At 59.5% G+C, this 16441-nt stretch carries 16 protein-coding genes; 7 read left to right on the forward strand and 9 right to left on the reverse strand.

All coding sequences use genetic code 11. From position 1 onward, the window contains the following. Positions 1-11 precede the first annotated feature (11 nt). Both WA225_RS22200 and WA225_RS22205 read right to left on the reverse strand, forming a co-directional pair. Positions 12-1379 (reverse strand): cytochrome ubiquinol oxidase subunit I, encoded by a 1368-nt coding sequence (locus tag WA225_RS22200; RefSeq protein ID WP_422609612.1) that lies wholly within the window; start codon positions 1377-1379, stop codon positions 12-14. A 9-nt stretch (positions 1380-1388) separates the two neighbouring features. Then, positions 1389-1616 carry a hypothetical protein gene (locus tag WA225_RS22205; protein ID WP_422609613.1) on the reverse strand — a complete coding sequence of 76 codons (228 nt, stop codon included), beginning with the start codon at positions 1614-1616 and terminating at the stop codon, positions 1389-1391. A gap of 187 nt (positions 1617-1803) precedes the next feature. Between WA225_RS22205 and WA225_RS22210 the strand changes: the two genes are divergently transcribed. Next, positions 1804-2544, forward strand: a complete 741-nt coding sequence (locus WA225_RS22210; RefSeq protein WP_422609614.1) for an NAD-dependent epimerase/dehydratase family protein — start codon at positions 1804-1806, stop codon at positions 2542-2544. Between the two features lie 83 nt (positions 2545-2627). Here the strand turns inward: WA225_RS22210 and ppk2 are convergent, their stop codons facing one another. Then, positions 2628-3443 carry a polyphosphate kinase 2 gene (gene ppk2 / locus WA225_RS22215; RefSeq protein ID WP_422609615.1) on the reverse strand — a complete coding sequence of 272 codons (816 nt, stop codon included), beginning with the start codon at positions 3441-3443 and terminating at the stop codon, positions 2628-2630. A gap of 189 nt (positions 3444-3632) precedes the next feature. Between ppk2 and WA225_RS22220 the strand changes: the two genes are divergently transcribed. From WA225_RS22220 to WA225_RS22230, 3 genes are read left to right on the forward strand one after another with little or no spacing between them, the layout of a single operon-like run. Beyond that, the gene (locus WA225_RS22220) at positions 3633-5762 is read left to right on the forward strand and encodes a TonB-dependent receptor family protein (RefSeq protein WP_422609616.1); all 2130 of its coding nucleotides are present in this window, start codon (positions 3633-3635) and stop codon (positions 5760-5762) included. 59 nt (positions 5763-5821) lie between these two features. Next, positions 5822-6613, forward strand: coding sequence for an enhanced serine sensitivity protein SseB (gene sseB / locus WA225_RS22225; protein ID WP_422609617.1), 792 nt, complete (start codon positions 5822-5824; stop codon positions 6611-6613). 46 nt (positions 6614-6659) lie between these two features. Then, complete coding sequence (locus WA225_RS22230) at positions 6660-7121, forward strand: hypothetical protein (protein ID WP_422609618.1); 462 nt, start codon at positions 6660-6662, stop codon at positions 7119-7121. A gap of 203 nt (positions 7122-7324) precedes the next feature. Here the strand turns inward: WA225_RS22230 and msrA are convergent, their stop codons facing one another. After that, positions 7325-7831, reverse strand: a complete 507-nt coding sequence (msrA, locus tag WA225_RS22235; RefSeq protein ID WP_422609619.1) for a peptide-methionine (S)-S-oxide reductase MsrA — start codon at positions 7829-7831, stop codon at positions 7325-7327. A gap of 85 nt (positions 7832-7916) precedes the next feature. Then, on the reverse strand, positions 7917-8207 hold the full coding sequence (locus tag WA225_RS22240) for a hypothetical protein (RefSeq protein ID WP_422609620.1): 291 nt from the start codon (positions 8205-8207) through the stop codon (positions 7917-7919). 252 nt (positions 8208-8459) lie between these two features. Here WA225_RS22240 and WA225_RS22245 point away from each other — a divergent pair, with 252 nt between their 5' ends. Then, on the forward strand, positions 8460-9155 hold the full coding sequence (locus tag WA225_RS22245) for a hypothetical protein (RefSeq protein WP_422609621.1): 696 nt from the start codon (positions 8460-8462) through the stop codon (positions 9153-9155). Between the two features lie 156 nt (positions 9156-9311). Here the strand turns inward: WA225_RS22245 and WA225_RS22250 are convergent, their stop codons facing one another. From WA225_RS22250 to WA225_RS22260, 3 genes are all read right to left on the reverse strand, one after another. After that, the gene (locus WA225_RS22250; protein WP_422609622.1) at positions 9312-13130 is read right to left on the reverse strand and encodes an autotransporter outer membrane beta-barrel domain-containing protein; all 3819 of its coding nucleotides are present in this window, start codon (positions 13128-13130) and stop codon (positions 9312-9314) included. Positions 13131-13340: 210 nt separating this feature from the next. Then, the gene (locus WA225_RS22255; protein WP_422609623.1) at positions 13341-13649 is read right to left on the reverse strand and encodes a plastocyanin/azurin family copper-binding protein; all 309 of its coding nucleotides are present in this window, start codon (positions 13647-13649) and stop codon (positions 13341-13343) included. Between the two features lie 15 nt (positions 13650-13664). Further along, positions 13665-14633: a metallophosphoesterase family protein gene (locus WA225_RS22260; protein WP_422609624.1), complete on the reverse strand. Its 969-nt coding sequence runs from the start codon at positions 14631-14633 to the stop codon at positions 13665-13667. Between the two features lie 153 nt (positions 14634-14786). Between WA225_RS22260 and WA225_RS22265 the strand changes: the two genes are divergently transcribed. Both WA225_RS22265 and WA225_RS22270 read left to right on the forward strand, forming a co-directional pair. Beyond that, on the forward strand, positions 14787-15299 hold the full coding sequence (locus WA225_RS22265; RefSeq protein ID WP_422609625.1) for a sigma-70 family RNA polymerase sigma factor: 513 nt from the start codon (positions 14787-14789) through the stop codon (positions 15297-15299). After that, positions 15292-16035, forward strand: a complete 744-nt coding sequence (locus WA225_RS22270; RefSeq protein WP_422609626.1) for an anti-sigma factor family protein — start codon at positions 15292-15294, stop codon at positions 16033-16035. The genes WA225_RS22265 and WA225_RS22270 overlap by 8 nt, the downstream gene beginning before the upstream one ends. A gap of 140 nt (positions 16036-16175) precedes the next feature. On the opposite strand, the gene WA225_RS22275 is transcribed toward WA225_RS22270, so the two are convergent. Continuing rightward, positions 16176-16430, reverse strand: coding sequence for a hypothetical protein (locus WA225_RS22275; RefSeq protein ID WP_422609627.1), 255 nt, complete (start codon positions 16428-16430; stop codon positions 16176-16178). Between the last annotated feature and the right edge of the window lie 11 nt (positions 16431-16441).

A 16441-nucleotide genomic window follows, 5' to 3' on the forward strand; every position in this document is an offset into this window, starting at 1 on the left:
ATTGCCGCTCCTCAGGAATGCCCGGTTTCGTCCGCCAGGGTCGGCTGTGGCCCCGGTTCATCCGCCGGCGGTGGCTCGCGCAACAGGCGCAGCAACACCCATAAACCGAGGCCGAAGATCAGCCCATAAAACAACAGAATCAACCACGTCGAGCCGAGCACTTGCGCTCTGGAAACCGCAGACAGGCTGTCTGCGGTGCGCATCAAGCCATAAACGGTGAAGGGTTGCCGCCCCACTTCGGTGACGATCCAGCCACTGAGCATGGCGACGAAACCGGCCGGCGCCATCAGCACGCTGGCGCGTAACCACCAATGCGCCGAGTACAAGCGCTGGCGTCGGCGCAAGAGCAAGCTGATCACGCCCTGCACCAGCATCAAAAGGCCCAGCCCGACCATCAGCCGAAACGCGAAAAACACCGGCGCCACCGGTGGAATATCTTCCGGCGGGAACTCATCGAGCGCGGTAATTGTGCTGCTCAGATCGTGGCGTAAATATAACGAGCCGATCCGTGGAATCGCCACTTCCCAGTGATTGCGTCGCTCGCTCTGGTCCGGCCAGGCAAGCAACCGCAGCGGCTCACCCGCACCCGGCGGCGGACGCGTCCATGAGCCCTCGATGGCGGCGACCTTCTGCGGTTGCACCTCAAGGCTGTGTTGGCCGTGCAAGTCACCAACCACAAGCTGCAGCGGCGTCAGCACGGTGATCACCCACAGTGCCAGGGAAAACTGCAGGCGTGCGCGTGGATTGTGCGACGCCTTCAACAATTGCCAGGCACTGATGCCGGCCATCAGCGTGGCACTGCCGAGCAATGCAGCGAGCGTCATATGCGCCAACCGATACGGGAACGACGGATTGAAAATGATTGCCCACCAATCTTCGGCGATGAACCGCCCCTGCACGTCGATCAAAAAACCTGCGGGCGTCTGCATCCAGGAATTGGCCGAGAGAATCCAGAACGCGCTGATCAGTGAGCCGGACGCCACCGCACAGGTGGCAAAAAAATGCAGCCGTGGGCCGACTTTCTTCAGGCCGAACAGCATGATGCCGAGAAAGCCTGCTTCAAGAAAAAACGCCGCCAACACTTCATAGAACATCAACGGCCCGAGGACATCGCCAGCCTGCACCGCGAGCCGCGACCAGTTCAGCCCGAACTGATATTCCAGGATCAGCCCGGAGGCCGTGCCCACCGCCACATTGAGGGCAAACACCTTCAGCCAGTAGCGATAAATATCCAGATAAATCTGCCGCCCGCTGCGTAACCACAACGCCTCGAGCACCATGAGAAAATTGGCCAGCCCGAGCGTGAACGCTGCCAGCACGATATGAAAGCCGATGGTGATCGCAAACTGCGCGCGCGCCGCCATGAGCGCGGAAGCCATCGTGTCCATTCAGGCGCCGTGCGGCCGCCCCGTATCGCCGGTGAACACACTGCCGGCATCACGCACCAATTGACGCCATTCAGCACTGGTGATCAGCCCCAGCTCCTCCATTTCATCGGCGGCCTTGAGCAGTTCGTCGTACTGTTCTTCCGGGTCCAGGCGCATCTGCGCTTGCGTCGCCAGTTTGCGCCATGCTGCCAGTTTTGCCTGTTTAGCCTGTTTGCGCTGATCGAACATAGGAGCTACTCCGTGAGGACTCCCCCGGTAGAAAGAAACCCTATCGCAGTGGTTCAGCGCAATCGACGGGTGGAAAGCCGCGCCAGTCCGAGGGGCCTTGAAACACCTTGATCGAAGCGCCTCAGGATGGTACTCAGCTGAACGGCCAAGCGGCCAGAATGGAATCTCACCCTGAGGGCACACGGAAATGAGTACGCGAAAAATTTTGGTCACCGGTGCTGCGGGCAAGATCGGCAGCGCCTTTTGGACTGCGTATGGCGATGAGCTGGATTTGCGCCTAGCCGATGTGGACGTAACACGTATTGCGCACTCGGGCGAAAGCCTTTCGCTCGACATCACGGATCTACCCCGTTGCCTTGAGGCCTGCGAAGGCATACACACAGTGATTCATCTCGCGGCGGATCCGAACCCGGACGCGGACTTCATGACCTCCGTACTGCCGGTGAACATTGTTGGCACCTACAACATGTTGCTCGCGGCGAAAACGCAAGGCTGCAAACGGTTCATATTTGCCAGCAGCGCCCAGGCCATTGAAGGCTACCCAAAGGACGTTCAAGTCCACGAATGCATGGCACCCCGGCCCGGCAACCTTTACGGCGTGGGCAAAGCATTCGGCGAAGCGCTGGCATCAATGTTTGCCAATGATGCTCAGATGTCGACGGTCGCCGTGCGCATTGCCAACGTCGCCCAGTTTCAACCGGGGGAAACCCACAGTCACCGGGACGTCGCTGCATTCATCAGCGTGCGCGATGTTGTCGCGTTACTGCGCAACTGCGTGGAGGCCGAGCTGGAGGGGTTCCACGTAGTCCATGGCGTCTCGGACAACCGCTACAAGCGTCTGGCTATCGCCCAGACCCGAGAGGTCGTCGGCTACGCGCCCCTGGACGATGCATTCAAAATTCTGGAGGGGCAGGTTCTGCCTGATTGAGTGGGCGTCAGGGTGCCGCATGCAGATGCGGCACCCAACGGATGCCTCTGTCACTGACCCATCCCGATCGTCACAGCCACTCGTCAGTACTTATCAGCCACGCGCCGGTACGGATAATTCGGCTCTTTGTACTTGCCCGGTTTCTGCCGTTTGGGCAATTCGATTTTCTCGCGTTTCACATCCTCGTACGGAATGCGGCTGAGCACATCGGTGATGATGTTCAGGCGTGCGCGGCGCTTGTCGTTGGAATCGGCCACCAGCCACGGCGCGTGTTCGGTGTCGGAGTGTTTGAACATCTCGTCCCGCGCCCGTGAGTAGTCGTACCAGCGGCTGTAGGATTTCAGATCCATCGGTGTCAGCTTCCAGGTCTTGCGCCCGTCGTTGATGCGCGCCTCCAGCCGGCGGGTTTGTTCCTCGGGGCTGACTTCCAGCCAGTATTTGAGCAGGATCACCCCGGACTGGACGATCGCGTGCTCAACCCAGGGAATCGATTTGAGGAATTTGTCGGCCTGCTCATCCGTGCAGAAACCCATGACGCGCTCGACGCCGGCGCGGTTGTACCAACTGCGATCGAAGATCACCACTTCACCTGCGGCCGGTAGATAAGGCAGGTAACGCTGCACGTGCATCTGGCTTTTCTCGCGGTCGGTCGGTGCCGGCAATGCCACCACGCGAAACACGCGCGGGCTGACACGTTCGGTCAGTGCCTTGATCGTGCCGCCCTTGCCCGCGCCATCGCGCCCCTCAAACACGATGCAGACCTTGACGCCCTTGGCGATCACCCACTCCTGCAACTTGACCAGTTCGACGTGCAGCTTGCGCAACTGCTCGAGGTAGTCCTTGTTTTTCAACCTGAGACTTTCAGGCGCCTTGGCGGCGTTCTTTTTGTCTTTTGCCATGACCTTGGCCCTCTCCATTAAATGCAGAAACAGACTGTTGATTGACGGGATACACCAGACACGTGAGGTTAGTTCATGACGTGCTGTTTGCCATTGCCGGGCAAAAAGCCAAATTGCCATGTGTTTCGTTCGTTCTTTCTTGCGTCGCACTGTTCATTGCCCTGCCCTTGCCTACCTGGAGTTTTCTCGATGCCCGCGTCCAAATCCCTGCCCACTGCCCTGCTGGGCCTGGCCCTTGCCTGCCCGGCGATGGCCGAGACCCAAGGCCTGGAACTGGGGCAAGTGCTGATTTCGGCTGAGGATCGCAACGGCAGCGATGCGTCTGTTGAAGAGGCGAAAACCCGCCTCGAACAGGTGCCCGGCGGCACCAACGTGGTCGACATGCGCCAGCCGTTGCAGGGCCGCGTGGCGAGCAATCAGGATGTGCTGGCCTATCAACCGGGAGTTTATGCGCAGTCGGCGGGCAACGAAGGCGTGAAAATCTCGGTCCGTGGTTCGGGCATCAACCGCGCGCCGGGCGCCCATGCGTCGGGGCTGTACACGATGCTCGATGGCCTGCCGCTGAGCGGCCCGGGCGGCACGCCGTATGAATTGCTCGAACCGCTGTGGGTCGATCACGTCGAAGTGCTGCGCGGCGCCAACGGTTTCGATCGTGGTGCGCTGGCACTGGGCGGCGCCATCGATTACGTCAGCCACACCGGCTACAACGCGCCGAAACTGCAAGTGCGCTATGCCACTGGCAGCCACGGCTATCAACAGCGTCAGGTCAGCTCCGGGCAAGTGCTGGGCGATTTCGATTACTACGTGTCGCTGACCGACTCGAACGCTGACGGCTATCAGGACCACACCCGCAGCGAGAGCAAAGGCCTGATTGCCAACTTCGGTTATCGCTTCAACCCGAACCTGGAAACCCGCTTCTATATCCGCTACCGCGAGACCGACAACGACCTCGCCGGCCGCGTCACCAAACATTCCATCGAACACGATCCACGGGCAGCCAACCCGGCCTACGTGTCGCGCGACGACAGCCGCAAGCAGCCGGGCAGCACGTTCATCGGCAACAAGACCACCTTCTACATCGATGACGATTCAAGCATCCAGACCGGCCTCGTTTACCACGACTACCCGATGGACCTGCGCGAAGGCCCGAACCGTTTGAAGGTCGCTTATACCGATGTCAGCGGTACCTTCGACTACAAACGCCGCGATACGCTTTTCGGCATGGAAAGCCGCAGCGTCGTCGGCCTGCGCGTGACCAAACACCTGCCCAACGATGGCGCCAGTGAGTTCGTGCGCATTCCCACCGCGCCCAATACCGCCAGCTACGTACCCGGCACGCGCATGCGCAATTTCACCTATCAGGGTTCCGACACCGTTCTGCACGTTGGCAACGACCTGGAAATCGCCGACGACCTCTGGCTGACCACTGGCCTCGCCGCGATCTACACCCGCCGCGAAAGCGCTGTGACCTACCCGCAAAGCGGTGGCAAAACCAGCATGAACGACTGGGACTACGCGCCGCGCCTCGGCCTGCGCTATCAGCTCACACCGGACGTGCAAGTGTTCGGTAACCTCAGCCGCTCGGTCGAGGCGCCGCATCCGTGGTCGCTGATCTACAGCTCCAACGTGCGCTTTGCGCCCGGCAACGGCCCGGCGACCGGCACGCAAAAAGACCCGATCAAACTGCAAAACCAGACCGCGACCACACTGGAACTCGGCGGTCGGGGCGACAGCGCCATCGGCCAGTGGAGCCTGGCGTGGTACTACGCACAAGTGCGCCATGAACTGCTCTCGGTGCTGCCAGATGCCAATGCAGTCACACCGTATGAGCTCAACGCCAGCCCGACCGTGCACCAAGGCGTCGAGGCGAGCCTCAACAGTCAACTCTGGTCGGCCGCCGATGGCCGCCAGTTGAGCCTGCGTCAGGCGTATACCTTCAGCGATTTCCACTATCGCGACGATGATCGTTTTGGTGATAATCGCCTGCCCGGTTTGCCCATGCATTACTACCAGGGCGAGTTGCGCTACGACTGGCCTCAGGGCTTCTTCGCCGCGGTCAACACGCAACTGGTGTCGAAAGTTGCCGTGGATTACGCCAACAGCTACTACGCCGACCCTTACGCGCTGTTCGGCGCGACACTCGGCTACAACGCGCCCAAAGGTGACTGGCAGACGTGGCTGGACATGCGCAATCTGAGCAACAAGCACTACGCCGCCACGGTGACGCCGGGGTATGACGACAAAGGCCTGGACGCGGCGCGATCGACACCGGGTGAAGGGATGGGTGTGTATGTCGGGGTGTCGTGGAGTCTGCTCTGACACGAGCCGGTGGCGAAAACCCAAGTCAGCAATTTTCTAGCGAGTCACGGATGGACATCATGGATAACCGGCAAGAAAACCCACTGGAAAAATCGCTCAGGCTGGCCGCCGACGAGCCCGCGCACCGGCCTGAGTTCTTCACCACACTGCTGAACTCGCCGGTTTATATCCTCGGCGCCACAGGCACGGCAGACGGTGTGGTCAATCTCGAAGCCGGCAGCAACATCAGCATCGCGCATTGGGAAAAACCGGATGGCACCTCGGTCATTCCGTTCTTTTCGTCACTGCAAACGCTGCAACAGTCGATCAACAGTGAAGAGACGTATCTGGAGTTGCCGGCCAGGTCGCTGTTCGAGATGACGCTGGGCGCGCAGCTGTTTCTGAACCCGAAATCGCCTTACGGCAAAGAGTTCTTCCCGCAGGAAGTGGCCAATCTGCTCTCCGATGAAGTCGGCCAGACCGCCACCTCTCGCACCGTTGAAAAAGAAACCAAAGTCCTGCTCGGCCAGCCTTCGCAATACCCGACACAAATGATCCATTCGCTGACGCAGTTACTCGCCAAACATCGCAACGTTAAACGCGGTTTTCTCGCGTTGATGCACGACACTTCGGTGGACGAAAAACCGCACTTGATCGTCGGCATCGAAGCGGACGGCGATTTTCAGCGGGTCATGCGCGAAGCCGGCAATGTCGCCGGGGACACGGCGCCGTCGGGCGAGCCCGTTGATCTGTACCGCGTTTGTGAAGGTGAGTCGGGGCTCAGCGATTACTTTCTCAAGCAAACGACGCCCTTCTATGAGCGCACGTGGGGCAGCAAGCTGCGTTCACTGTTTGGCTTGGGCAAGGCCTGACAGTCAGCGCGTGCCAATCCGTTTTGAGTAAACACAGGCTCTATTGATGAAAACACAGTTGCTTTCCCTGATCGCCGCATTCCTGTGCCTGCAAGGTTGTGCAGAAATGCCGGCGTATTCCAATGTCGGCGCCACCACGGCAGCAGACGAGTCGCGCTACACCGTGGTCGAAACCGACACCTATGCCGGCCGGCCCCAGCGGCACTTTGCCGATCTTCAGCCGAACCTGAATATCATCCGGATCAACGATGAAAAAGTCGGCAACATCCCGTTCTCCACGTACTACTACAAGAACGATTCGCCACAGCGCGCGGTGCTGAAACCGGGCACCTATACGATTCAGCTGGAATACCGATTGCCGCTACATTTCATGTACGCGGATCTGAAGTTCGATGGCAAGCCAGGCCAGAAAATCATGGCCCGCTCGCAATACGTTGGCCTCAATCGTCTGCAAGTCTGGCTGGAGGACACCGCCACCGGGGAAGTCGTAAGTACGCGTGTGAATTGAACACCGTTGCCGCTCCACTCGGGCGTCATCCTGCAACAGATGGCCCCGAAAGGAGGGCTTCAGCCCAGTCGCATCGACAGCTCAATGTCAGTGCTTATGTGCTGGCGCTGGATGGACGACAGATCGCCCAGCCCAGGTCTCTGTAGGACGTCTTGTCTTGTTCGGGAAAGTCAGTCCGGTACTCGCCCCACTGCATGATGGACTCACCCGCGTTTCGGCAATTTCCAGTTCGGCCGAATGAAATGGCAGGTGTAGCCATTCGGAATGCGCTCCAGATAATCCTGATGCTCCGGCTCCGCTTCCCAGAACGGCCCCGCCGGTTCGATCTCGGTAACCACTCGGCCGGGCCACAGCTTTGAAGCGTCGACGTCGGCCGCGGTGTCTTCGGCGATGTCGCGTTGCGCTTCGCTGAGGTAGTAAATCGCCGAGCGATAACTGCGTCCGAGGTCATTGCCCTGCCGGTTGGCTGTGCTCGGGTCGTGGATCTGGAAGAAGAACTCAAGGATCTGTCGATAGCTGATCACCGCTGGATCGAAAACGATTTCGATGGCTTCGGCGTGATCGCCATGGTTGCGATAAGTGGCATTCGGCACATCGCCGCCGCTGTAACCGACGCGGGTTTGCAGCACGCCGGGATAGCGCCGCAGCAGATCCTGCATACCCCAGAAGCAGCCGCCGGCAAGGATGGCGGTTTCGGTTTGACTGGTCATGGCTTGTCGTTCCTCTCGGGGGTGTTGGGTGTAGCACTTGTTATGAGGGCGGGTTGGCGGATTCCAAGGGGCCGCGCCAACAGAACTAGCGCGTCGACAGCTGATTGGCTTGCTCGAGCAAAGGCCCGGTGATCCTGCGGCCGGTGTAGTCACCGACAAAGTAATTGATCCGGTTCGCCAAGTGCTGAATCGATAGCCAGCCCAAACCGTGGTAGTCACGCAAGTCCTCTGCGTTGAGCTTGATCATGGCTTGGTAGCCCACAAGGGACGCCTCACATTCGACGAGGAGATAGACCGAGCCGTCCTCTGCCTTGAAAAGGCTCCAGTAGTTATCGGTGGTGTGATATTCCGCGGGAGTGAGGCGGAGGCGTTCCATGGTTGATTTCCGTGAGTTTTGATTGGATCTCGAAACCATAACATGGCTGCGGGTGCACGTTTTTTTCGGTTCAAATCCGATCGCCAAGTCGGCATAATCTGCGAAGGGACGGTGTCGCCTCTGGACTTGGATAGCCGGATTGAACTTGAAAGCGCTAGTACCGGAAAAGTAACTTCAGTCGGTCACCCGGTTATCACCAAGAGGTCCTGAAGCGACGTCGAATATCTGTCAATCAATTAAAAACTCTAAAAAATGAAAAGACATATCATCGCTACTGCTTTAGCTCTGACTTGCTTCAACCTGGTGCCTTCAGCGCACGCGGATAACGAGTGGTACCTCTATAATCCCAAATTCGCCAAGGAATACGGCCAGCCATGCGTGTCGCTGGTCAGACTAAACTATAAAATTACAGAACCACGCGGTTACCTGGATGATTTGAAGAAAAACGGAACCTTGGTAGAAGTTGTTGACACAGAACAAAGATCGATCTCGTTCAAGGCAAACGGTGAGTTTTACTACCTCATTCAGGATGCACAGGAATGTACTGAGTTCTCCAGCAACATGTTCCAGATATCCAAGAAACTCTCAAAGCAGGAAAACGCTCCTGCGCCATCAAAAGAACTCCCAAGCAAAAATGATTTTGTCGGCCAGATAAATCAGTCTTTATTATCCGGGACTGAGAAGTCGTTCAAACTCATCTATCAGCTTCACGAGTCAACAAATAAAAAATGCGCCGCCGACGAGTACGCAGGTTTCGTTTTCTTTGCCCCGGATTCAAGGCCTGATGAAAGCCCATCAGAAGTCGGAAGTGCTTGCTGGAAGATTGATAACAATCGAATAAAACTCAGGGCCATGCTTTCGTTTAATGGAAAAAAACATCCGGTAGAGACTTCATACTGGGATTTCTCAAACCCTGATGTCGTGGGTTTCGAGGGGATCAAAAGGTAAAAAACGTATCTTGCGATTTGATAAATCCTCTCCGTCCGCGAAGCTTGCACCGCCTAAGCGACGAAGAGGATCTAATCGACTCTTGTTCTACTCCTGCCCGGAAAATCTTTCCAAAAGACGAATCTTCTCGTCGATCACTGACGAATCCCCCCTCCCCTAAAAATTAACCTTGAACCCCACCATCGCATCATACCCATGACTGTCCCCATCAAACCCCTGCCGATACCCCGCCGACGCCGTAAACGTGGTACGCCGGTTGGCCTGATAATCCACCCCCAGATTTACCTCGCCCCACGTCCCCTGAATATCCGATTCAAACGGGATATAACCCGACTCCGATGAAAACTCGGTCTTCGGTTTGCCCTTGAACTCGTGCCACACGCTCGGCCGAATCCAGCCGTTGGTGCGCCGCTGGCTGTTGTCGACGCCTTCGGTGTCCCAGTCCCTGGCAATGCGCACGCCGAGTCGGCCAATCAGTGAGTCGACATCCTTGAAGCGCACGTTCGCGCCGACGTCGTCGCTGCTGTCGAGGTCGACGTAGCTGTAGATCGCCTGTATTTGCGGTTCGACGTACCAGTTTTTGTCGACTTCGTACGGGTAGCCGTTTTCCAGCGAGGCGGTGTAGCCCCAGCCGTGGGTCTTGAGTTTTTCGAGGTCGTTGGGTTTGGCTTCGATGTCGAAGCGATTGACCTGCAGCACGCCGTCCAGATACCAGCCGGAGGGGCCGAAGTGCGTCCAGTACGCGCCCAGACCGTAGGCGCGCAAGGTGTCTTCACCGGCCGCGCGGCGGGTGTAATGGCTGACGCCGGCGTTGATAGTGCCAGCCGATAATGAGATCCCCGCTTGCTCATGGCTGCCGTCGGCGCGGACTTTGCGGTACAGGTCGGTGCCGACCTGAAAGGCCGTCAGGTCGTAGTTGTATTCAGGGCTTTTGCCGAGGGCGTTTTTGCGATCGCCGTCCTGCTTGCCGCTGCGGTAGATCACCCTGCCCCAGCCCATGGACGGCGCGAGTGTCGACTGGTCTTCTTTGGGCAACGGGTCGCCGGGGTTCAGACGCTCTTCGCCCACCCGTTCGTGCAAGGTGTCGACCATCGTCCGGCCATACACCAGCGCCAGCGCCGGGACTGCGCCGTAGAGTGAGACTTCCGGGCGATAGTTCGGTGTCGGCGAGGGATCGGGGTCTGGTCCCGGCGGATCGTCCGGCGTCAGGGCGTCCGAACGCAGGTACCAGGTGTCTTTGCCGGAGCCGTCCTCCGCGCCTTGTTGCAGACGATATTCATAGGGGCCGGCGACCACTCGCCGGGCCAATTGGAAGGCGTTCGGGTCGCTCGCCCCCTCGGTTTTGTTGAGCAGTTCGACCACGGCAATGCCGTTGCCCTGAGTCAGATCGCCCTGCCCGCCGACATTGGTCACGACCAGCCCTGCCGCGCGGTTGTTGACGGTGGTGGTCGAGTCCACCACCAGCATGTCAGAGCGACTGTTCACCCCGCCTTCGTTCAAAGTGCTGTTGAGCAACACTCGGCCGCCATTGGCAACGAACACCCCGCCGCCGTCGGTGCCGGCAGTGCTTGCGCCACTGATCAACAACACATTGCCGACAGTGTTGCTGCCGCCAGCGAGGTCGAGAGTGCCACTGTGGGTGAAGCGGTTCACGCCGAGTAATTGCCCCTGTACCGCGCCGCCCGGCGTCGGAGTATTCGCCGCTTGCCCCAACGGCAAATAGGCGCCGCTGCTATTGAAACTGTTGATGCCCGTTGCCGGTTGCGCCGCCAGTGTGATCACTCCACCGTTATCGATGCTGTTGCTGCCCGATGTCCCCAGATTGCTGGTCGCAACGCCCCAGGTATCGCGCACGTCGCTGCCTGTTGTGTCGCTGAAATTGCGCAGCGTCCAGGTGCCGCTATTGGTCACGGCGCTGGCTGCGCTGACGGCATTCACCGAACCGGTCATCTGCCCGGTGTTGTTGAGGGTGAAATTTGTACCCGGCGTGGTGGCATCGGCGCGCACGGCGGCATCGCTGAGCGCGCCGATCGCGCCAGCGTTGTTTAGCGTCTGCGTGGCGCCGCCGAGTGCGACGCCGCTGCTGTCTGCGCGCCCGCCCTGCAGCGCTGCGCTGTTGCTGACCGTGACCGTGCCGCCCTCGCTTAACGCAGCAATCGCCGACGAACCGGTGCCCTTCGCGGTGATCGCCCCGCTGTTGGTCACCGAAACACTGGCGGCACCAGAGGCTTCGGCGAGAATCCCCTGACTGTTACTGGCGCCCTGCGTCTGAATCGCACCGCTGTTGAAAATGGTCTGCGCACCGCTGGCAGACAACGTGCGAATACCGCGCTGCTGATCGCCGCGAGCGATCAATTCGCCACTGTTGTTGACGTTGAGCGTGCCCAGCCCCGAGCCGGAATTGAATGCGTTACCCGCCAGAATCGCCGCACCCTGGCCGTTGACGTCAATTAGCGGCCCGGTGAACGTCACCCCGACGTTGCCGCCCAGTGTCAGCGCCTGAATGCCAAAAGAGCCGATGCCAGTGCCATCGCCCGAGCCGGCGTTGGAATGAGTAATGATGGTGCCGCTGGCATTGACGTCCACCGTGCCGGTTGGCGCTTGCGTCGAGGCATAGATGCCATTGGCGTTGCTGTTTATCGTTTCGATGCGGCTGCCAGAGTAATTGACCCGGACGTTGCCACCGGTCGCATCGACCCGAATGCCGCCCGCACCAAAACCGCTGGCGAATATGTTGCCGGAATAATCGATCAGGACGTTGTTGTTCTCGGCGCTGACGATGATGCCGTAGGCTCGCGTGGTGTTCACGCCACCGAACACATTGAGATCGCCACTGCCGGTGATGGTGGCGTCGCCGGTACCACGCTTGATGATGTAAATCGCCCGCGAGCCTGCAGTGTTCGCCGTGCTGCCGACGTTGATGGTGGCGTTGTTCTCGATGCTGATCGAGCCGGTCGCACCGACGTTATCGTTGGCATAGATACCGTGTGCAGCGCCGCCGGTGGTGGTGATGGCGCCGTTGTTGATGATGTCGATGCTGCCCACCGTGGAAAACGCGCGAATACCGAAGCCGTTGAGGCCGTTGGTGCTGAGCGTCCCGCTGTTGGTCAAGCGGGTATTGCCGGCGCCCCCTTCGCTGAAGAGGCCGAAGGCGTTCATGCCAATGGCCTGGACGGTGGCGGCATTCACCAGCGTGGTGTTGCCATTGACCGCGCGGGTGTGGACGCCCGCGTGGTTGCCGATACCGGCAGTGGGCAATGTCTCGTCGATGATCGGCGGGCCCGCCGACAGCGCATCGTCGTTATTGACCAGAATACTGACCCCGGCGCCGACGCTGACATTGGTTTCGCCACTGCCCGTGGCTTTGGTCCAGATGCCGTTCCCGCCGAGCAGGGTAATTTGGCCGTTGCCCTGGTGCGAGACGTTGATCGCGCCGCCGCCACTGGCATTCACGTCGATGCCGTCGTGTTCGTTGCCGACCACGGTATTGAGAATGTTCAGCGTGGTGCCGGAACTGACCGAGAACGTCGACACACCGCTGCCGGCATTGGTGATCGCCAAGGCATCGAGGCCACTGCCGCCAAGGTTGACGGTGTTGGTGCCGCCATCGACCGTCAGCGTCGCGTTGCCGCTGGTGCCGATCACGTTAGAGAACACCGCATTGGCGGCGGTCGGCGGTGTGCTGTTGACCGTGGTGCCACTGAGGGTCAACGTCGAGTTGCTGTTGTTGCCGCGCACCAGCAGCGAAGAGCCGGCCGTGGTCGTGATGGCAGTGCCCGATTGAGTACTGATCGAGGCATCGACAGTGGCAGCGGGCGTACAGGTTTGCGAAACATTGTAGGCACCGCCCGCCAACGGCCCGCACGCCGCTTGGGCGTCAGCCAGCGCCAGGGCGTTGGCCATGGCGACCCATATGGCCCGGCGAAGCAGCTGCGGGGCAAAGCCTTTTGGTGAATGGTCGCAAGTGCCTTGCATGACAACCTCCTTGTCTGACGTTCTCCATCGCGGGCGGACGGCTGGCAACACCAAAGGACTATTCAGTTTTGGTTAACCGATATAGACCTTAGTTGGTATTTTCAGACTTGGAGAAGGCAGGGTGAAGAATGGCGGTGGATCAGTCATCTATCAGTTGAATGACACGCCGCCTTCGCGAGCAGGCTCGCACACAGGGTTCTTGAGTACATTTCACTGGGTCACGACAATCTTGCCGATCATCTGCGGATGCAGCGCACAGAAGTACTCAAACTCCCCCGGCGTATCGAACACCCAGGAAAAACTGTCGTCGGTGTCCAGCGCTCCCGAGCGAAACACCTTGTGGGTTTCCGCCACCGTGTGCGGGATCTGGTCGTCGTTCACCCACGTCACTTTGGTGCCCACGGCCACGGTCAAATCCCTGGGTCCGAACATGAACTCCTTGATGTCGATCTTCACGTCCTGCGCCCAGGCCGGGGTCGACAACAGCAGGCACAGCAGCGCCGCCAATCGCGTTTTCATCGTTGCGCCCTCCCCTTAAACCAATGTCGAATCGATCAGCGCCAACGGATGCTCGCCCTGTGTCGCGCGCACATCGGTGAGCCCCAGATAATTGCGCAACTGATCTGCCGCCACGGTCATCGGCCCCGGCGATGGCGCCGCGCCCGGTGCCGGTTGCGGGTACGCCGTGCCACGGGCGGTGTGGAACGTGATGTTGCCTTCGACCTTCTGAATGACCTGATGAATGTGCCCGTTCAGCACCGTCACTGAACCGTACTTGCGCAGCATCGCAATCGCCTGATCGCCGTCCTCGGTGCCCCAGCCCCACGGCTGATAAATCGTCCACAACGGAATGTGCGTGAACACGACAATGGGCGTGCTGTTCGACACCGCGCGTAAGTCATCGGCCAGCCAGGCGAGTTGATCGGCACCGAGGTTGGCCTCGCGTCCGGCCTGAAAATTGAAGACATTCACCAGCGCAATGAAATGCACACCGTGGTCATCGAAGCTGTACCAGCCATTGCCTTTGCTGCCCTTGCCGTAGCGCTCCAGATACAGCGCGCCGCCGCCCGCATCGAGGGTGTCGTGCTCGCCCGGCACGTAATGCACGGTGCCCGGCAGCGCCTTGAGCAACTGCGCCGCCGTGTCGAACTCTTCGGCCTTGGACAGGTGAGTGATGTCACCGGTGTGAAGGATTAGCGCCGGCGGTTTGGGCAGTGCGATGACCTTGTCGATCGCCACTTGCAAGGTCTTCACCGGTTCAGGATTGGCTTCCTTGTTGAAACCGATGTGCGAGTCGCTGATCTGCACGAAATGAAAGGTGCTGGCCAACGCCTTGGGGTCGCTGACGTTGCCCGCCGCATCCAGCGCAAAGGCTTTCGGGATGCCGCCGTGCAAGGCCCAGATCACCCCGGCCCCGGCCCACGCCGAGCACTTGAGCAGCGTGCGCCGGTCCGGGTTGAGCACGCTGTCGGTGCGGCGTTGAGATTTTGTGTGCATGTCCATCGGTGTGTCCTCGCGGGCGAACTACAGTGAGGTAGCTGACACGAGGGAAACCTTTCGCGGCGACGGTTTATTCCGCGCAAAAAAATAAATAAATTTGCGGGAATAAACGCCCACACAGCACGGTTATAGAGGTGTGACGGTGCGGAACCGACCATGAAGCAATTCGAGGAACTGATAGCGCCCCATCTGGACGCTGCCTACAACCTCGCGCGCTGGCTGACCGGCAACGACAGCGCCGCGCGCGACGTCGTGCAGGAAAGTGCCTTGCGCGCCTTCCGGTTTTTGCAGCGTTTCGCCGATGGCAACGCCAAGGCATGGTTCCTGACCATCGTGCGCAACGAAAGCTACACCTGGCTCAAAGCCTCGGCCGGGCGGCATTGGGTAGCGATCGATGACGAGATGGGCGAAAACGAAGGCGCCCTGAGCCACAGCCAGACCCCGGAATTGCTGGCCATCCACATGGAAAACGCCGCCCTGCTCCAGCAAGCCCTCAGCGCCCTGCCGCCAGCGTATCGCGAGGTGATCGTGCTCAAAGAACTCGAAGACCTGCCCTACAAAGACATCGCTCTGGTGGTCGACATTCCGATCGGCACCGTCATGTCGCGACTGGCCCGGGCCCGCGCGATGCTCAAAGTTGAATTACTAAAGTTGCACGATTATGAATGAACTTGATTGCCCGGTGTGCCGGGTGCGGTTGCAGGGTTATGTGGATCAGGAACTTGATCCGGCTTTGACTGCGCAGGTGGCGGCGCATTTGGCCGCGTGTACGGAATGCGCGCAGGTGTGTGAGGAGTTGAGAGCGCTGAAAGTCAGCGTAAAGCGCCATGCTGCGTATTACCCGGCGCCTGCATCGTTGGCCACCAGTCTCTTTGCGCCTGAAGCACCCGCGATTGGTTTTATGGCGCGCTGGCGCAAGTGGTTCGCCCCAGCGTTTTCCGCGACGGCGTTAGCGCTGGCGGTGATGCTTTACGTCGCCACGCCCGGCAGCGAACAACCGTTGATGGACGAAGCCGTCTCCAGCCACGTGCGCTCGCTGATGGGCGAACACCTCAACGACGTCGTTTCCTCCGACCGCCATACCGTCAAGCCGTGGTTCACCGGCAAACTCGACTTCTCGCCACCGGTGTTCGACTACACCGCGCAAGGCTTCCCGCTGCTGGGCGGCCGCCTCGATTACCTGCAACATCAAACCGCCGCCGCTCTCAGCTACGGCCACGCCAAACACATCATCAACGTGTTCATCCTGCCCACCGCCGACGCCGACAAACCTCAGCAAGCCCAATCAATCCGAGGCTTCAACGTCGTCTCGTGGCAAGCCAACCACATGCGCTACGTCCTCGTCTCCGACGTCGAAAAAGGTGAACTGCAGACCCTCGGTCAGCTCCTGCAAAACACCCCTTAACCACCATCCCACACTTTTTTGCGCCGAATCACAAACCCCGAACCACTCCTACAGGGGTTTGCGTGTTTGCCCAGGCTCTAAGCACGCAGCGCACACTGTGGGAGCTGGCTTGCCAGCGAAGGCGTCCGCCCATCCAACCGCTAGACAGAATTAGACGCAAGCTTGAGCATCCTGGTGAATCGAGCAATCGCCAGATGGATTTCATCCTGAGTATCGCCATCCCATTCCTCAACGGTCAGCAATTCAGCCTTCAGCGCGTCAATTCGATCACGTATTTCAGCGACCTCTTCATCCCCACACTGCTGGGCAATCGCCGCCCATTTCTCATCCGAAATACTTTGCTGTACGGAAAGTCCCGCACTCGCTTGCGCGATCAGTACTGATAGCTTGCTCATCAAATGCCCCT

Origin of the sequence: Pseudomonas sp. (genome assembly GCF_049300855.1) — a bacterium.
In the GTDB taxonomy this organism is placed as follows: Bacteria; Pseudomonadota; Gammaproteobacteria; order Pseudomonadales; family Pseudomonadaceae; genus Aquipseudomonas.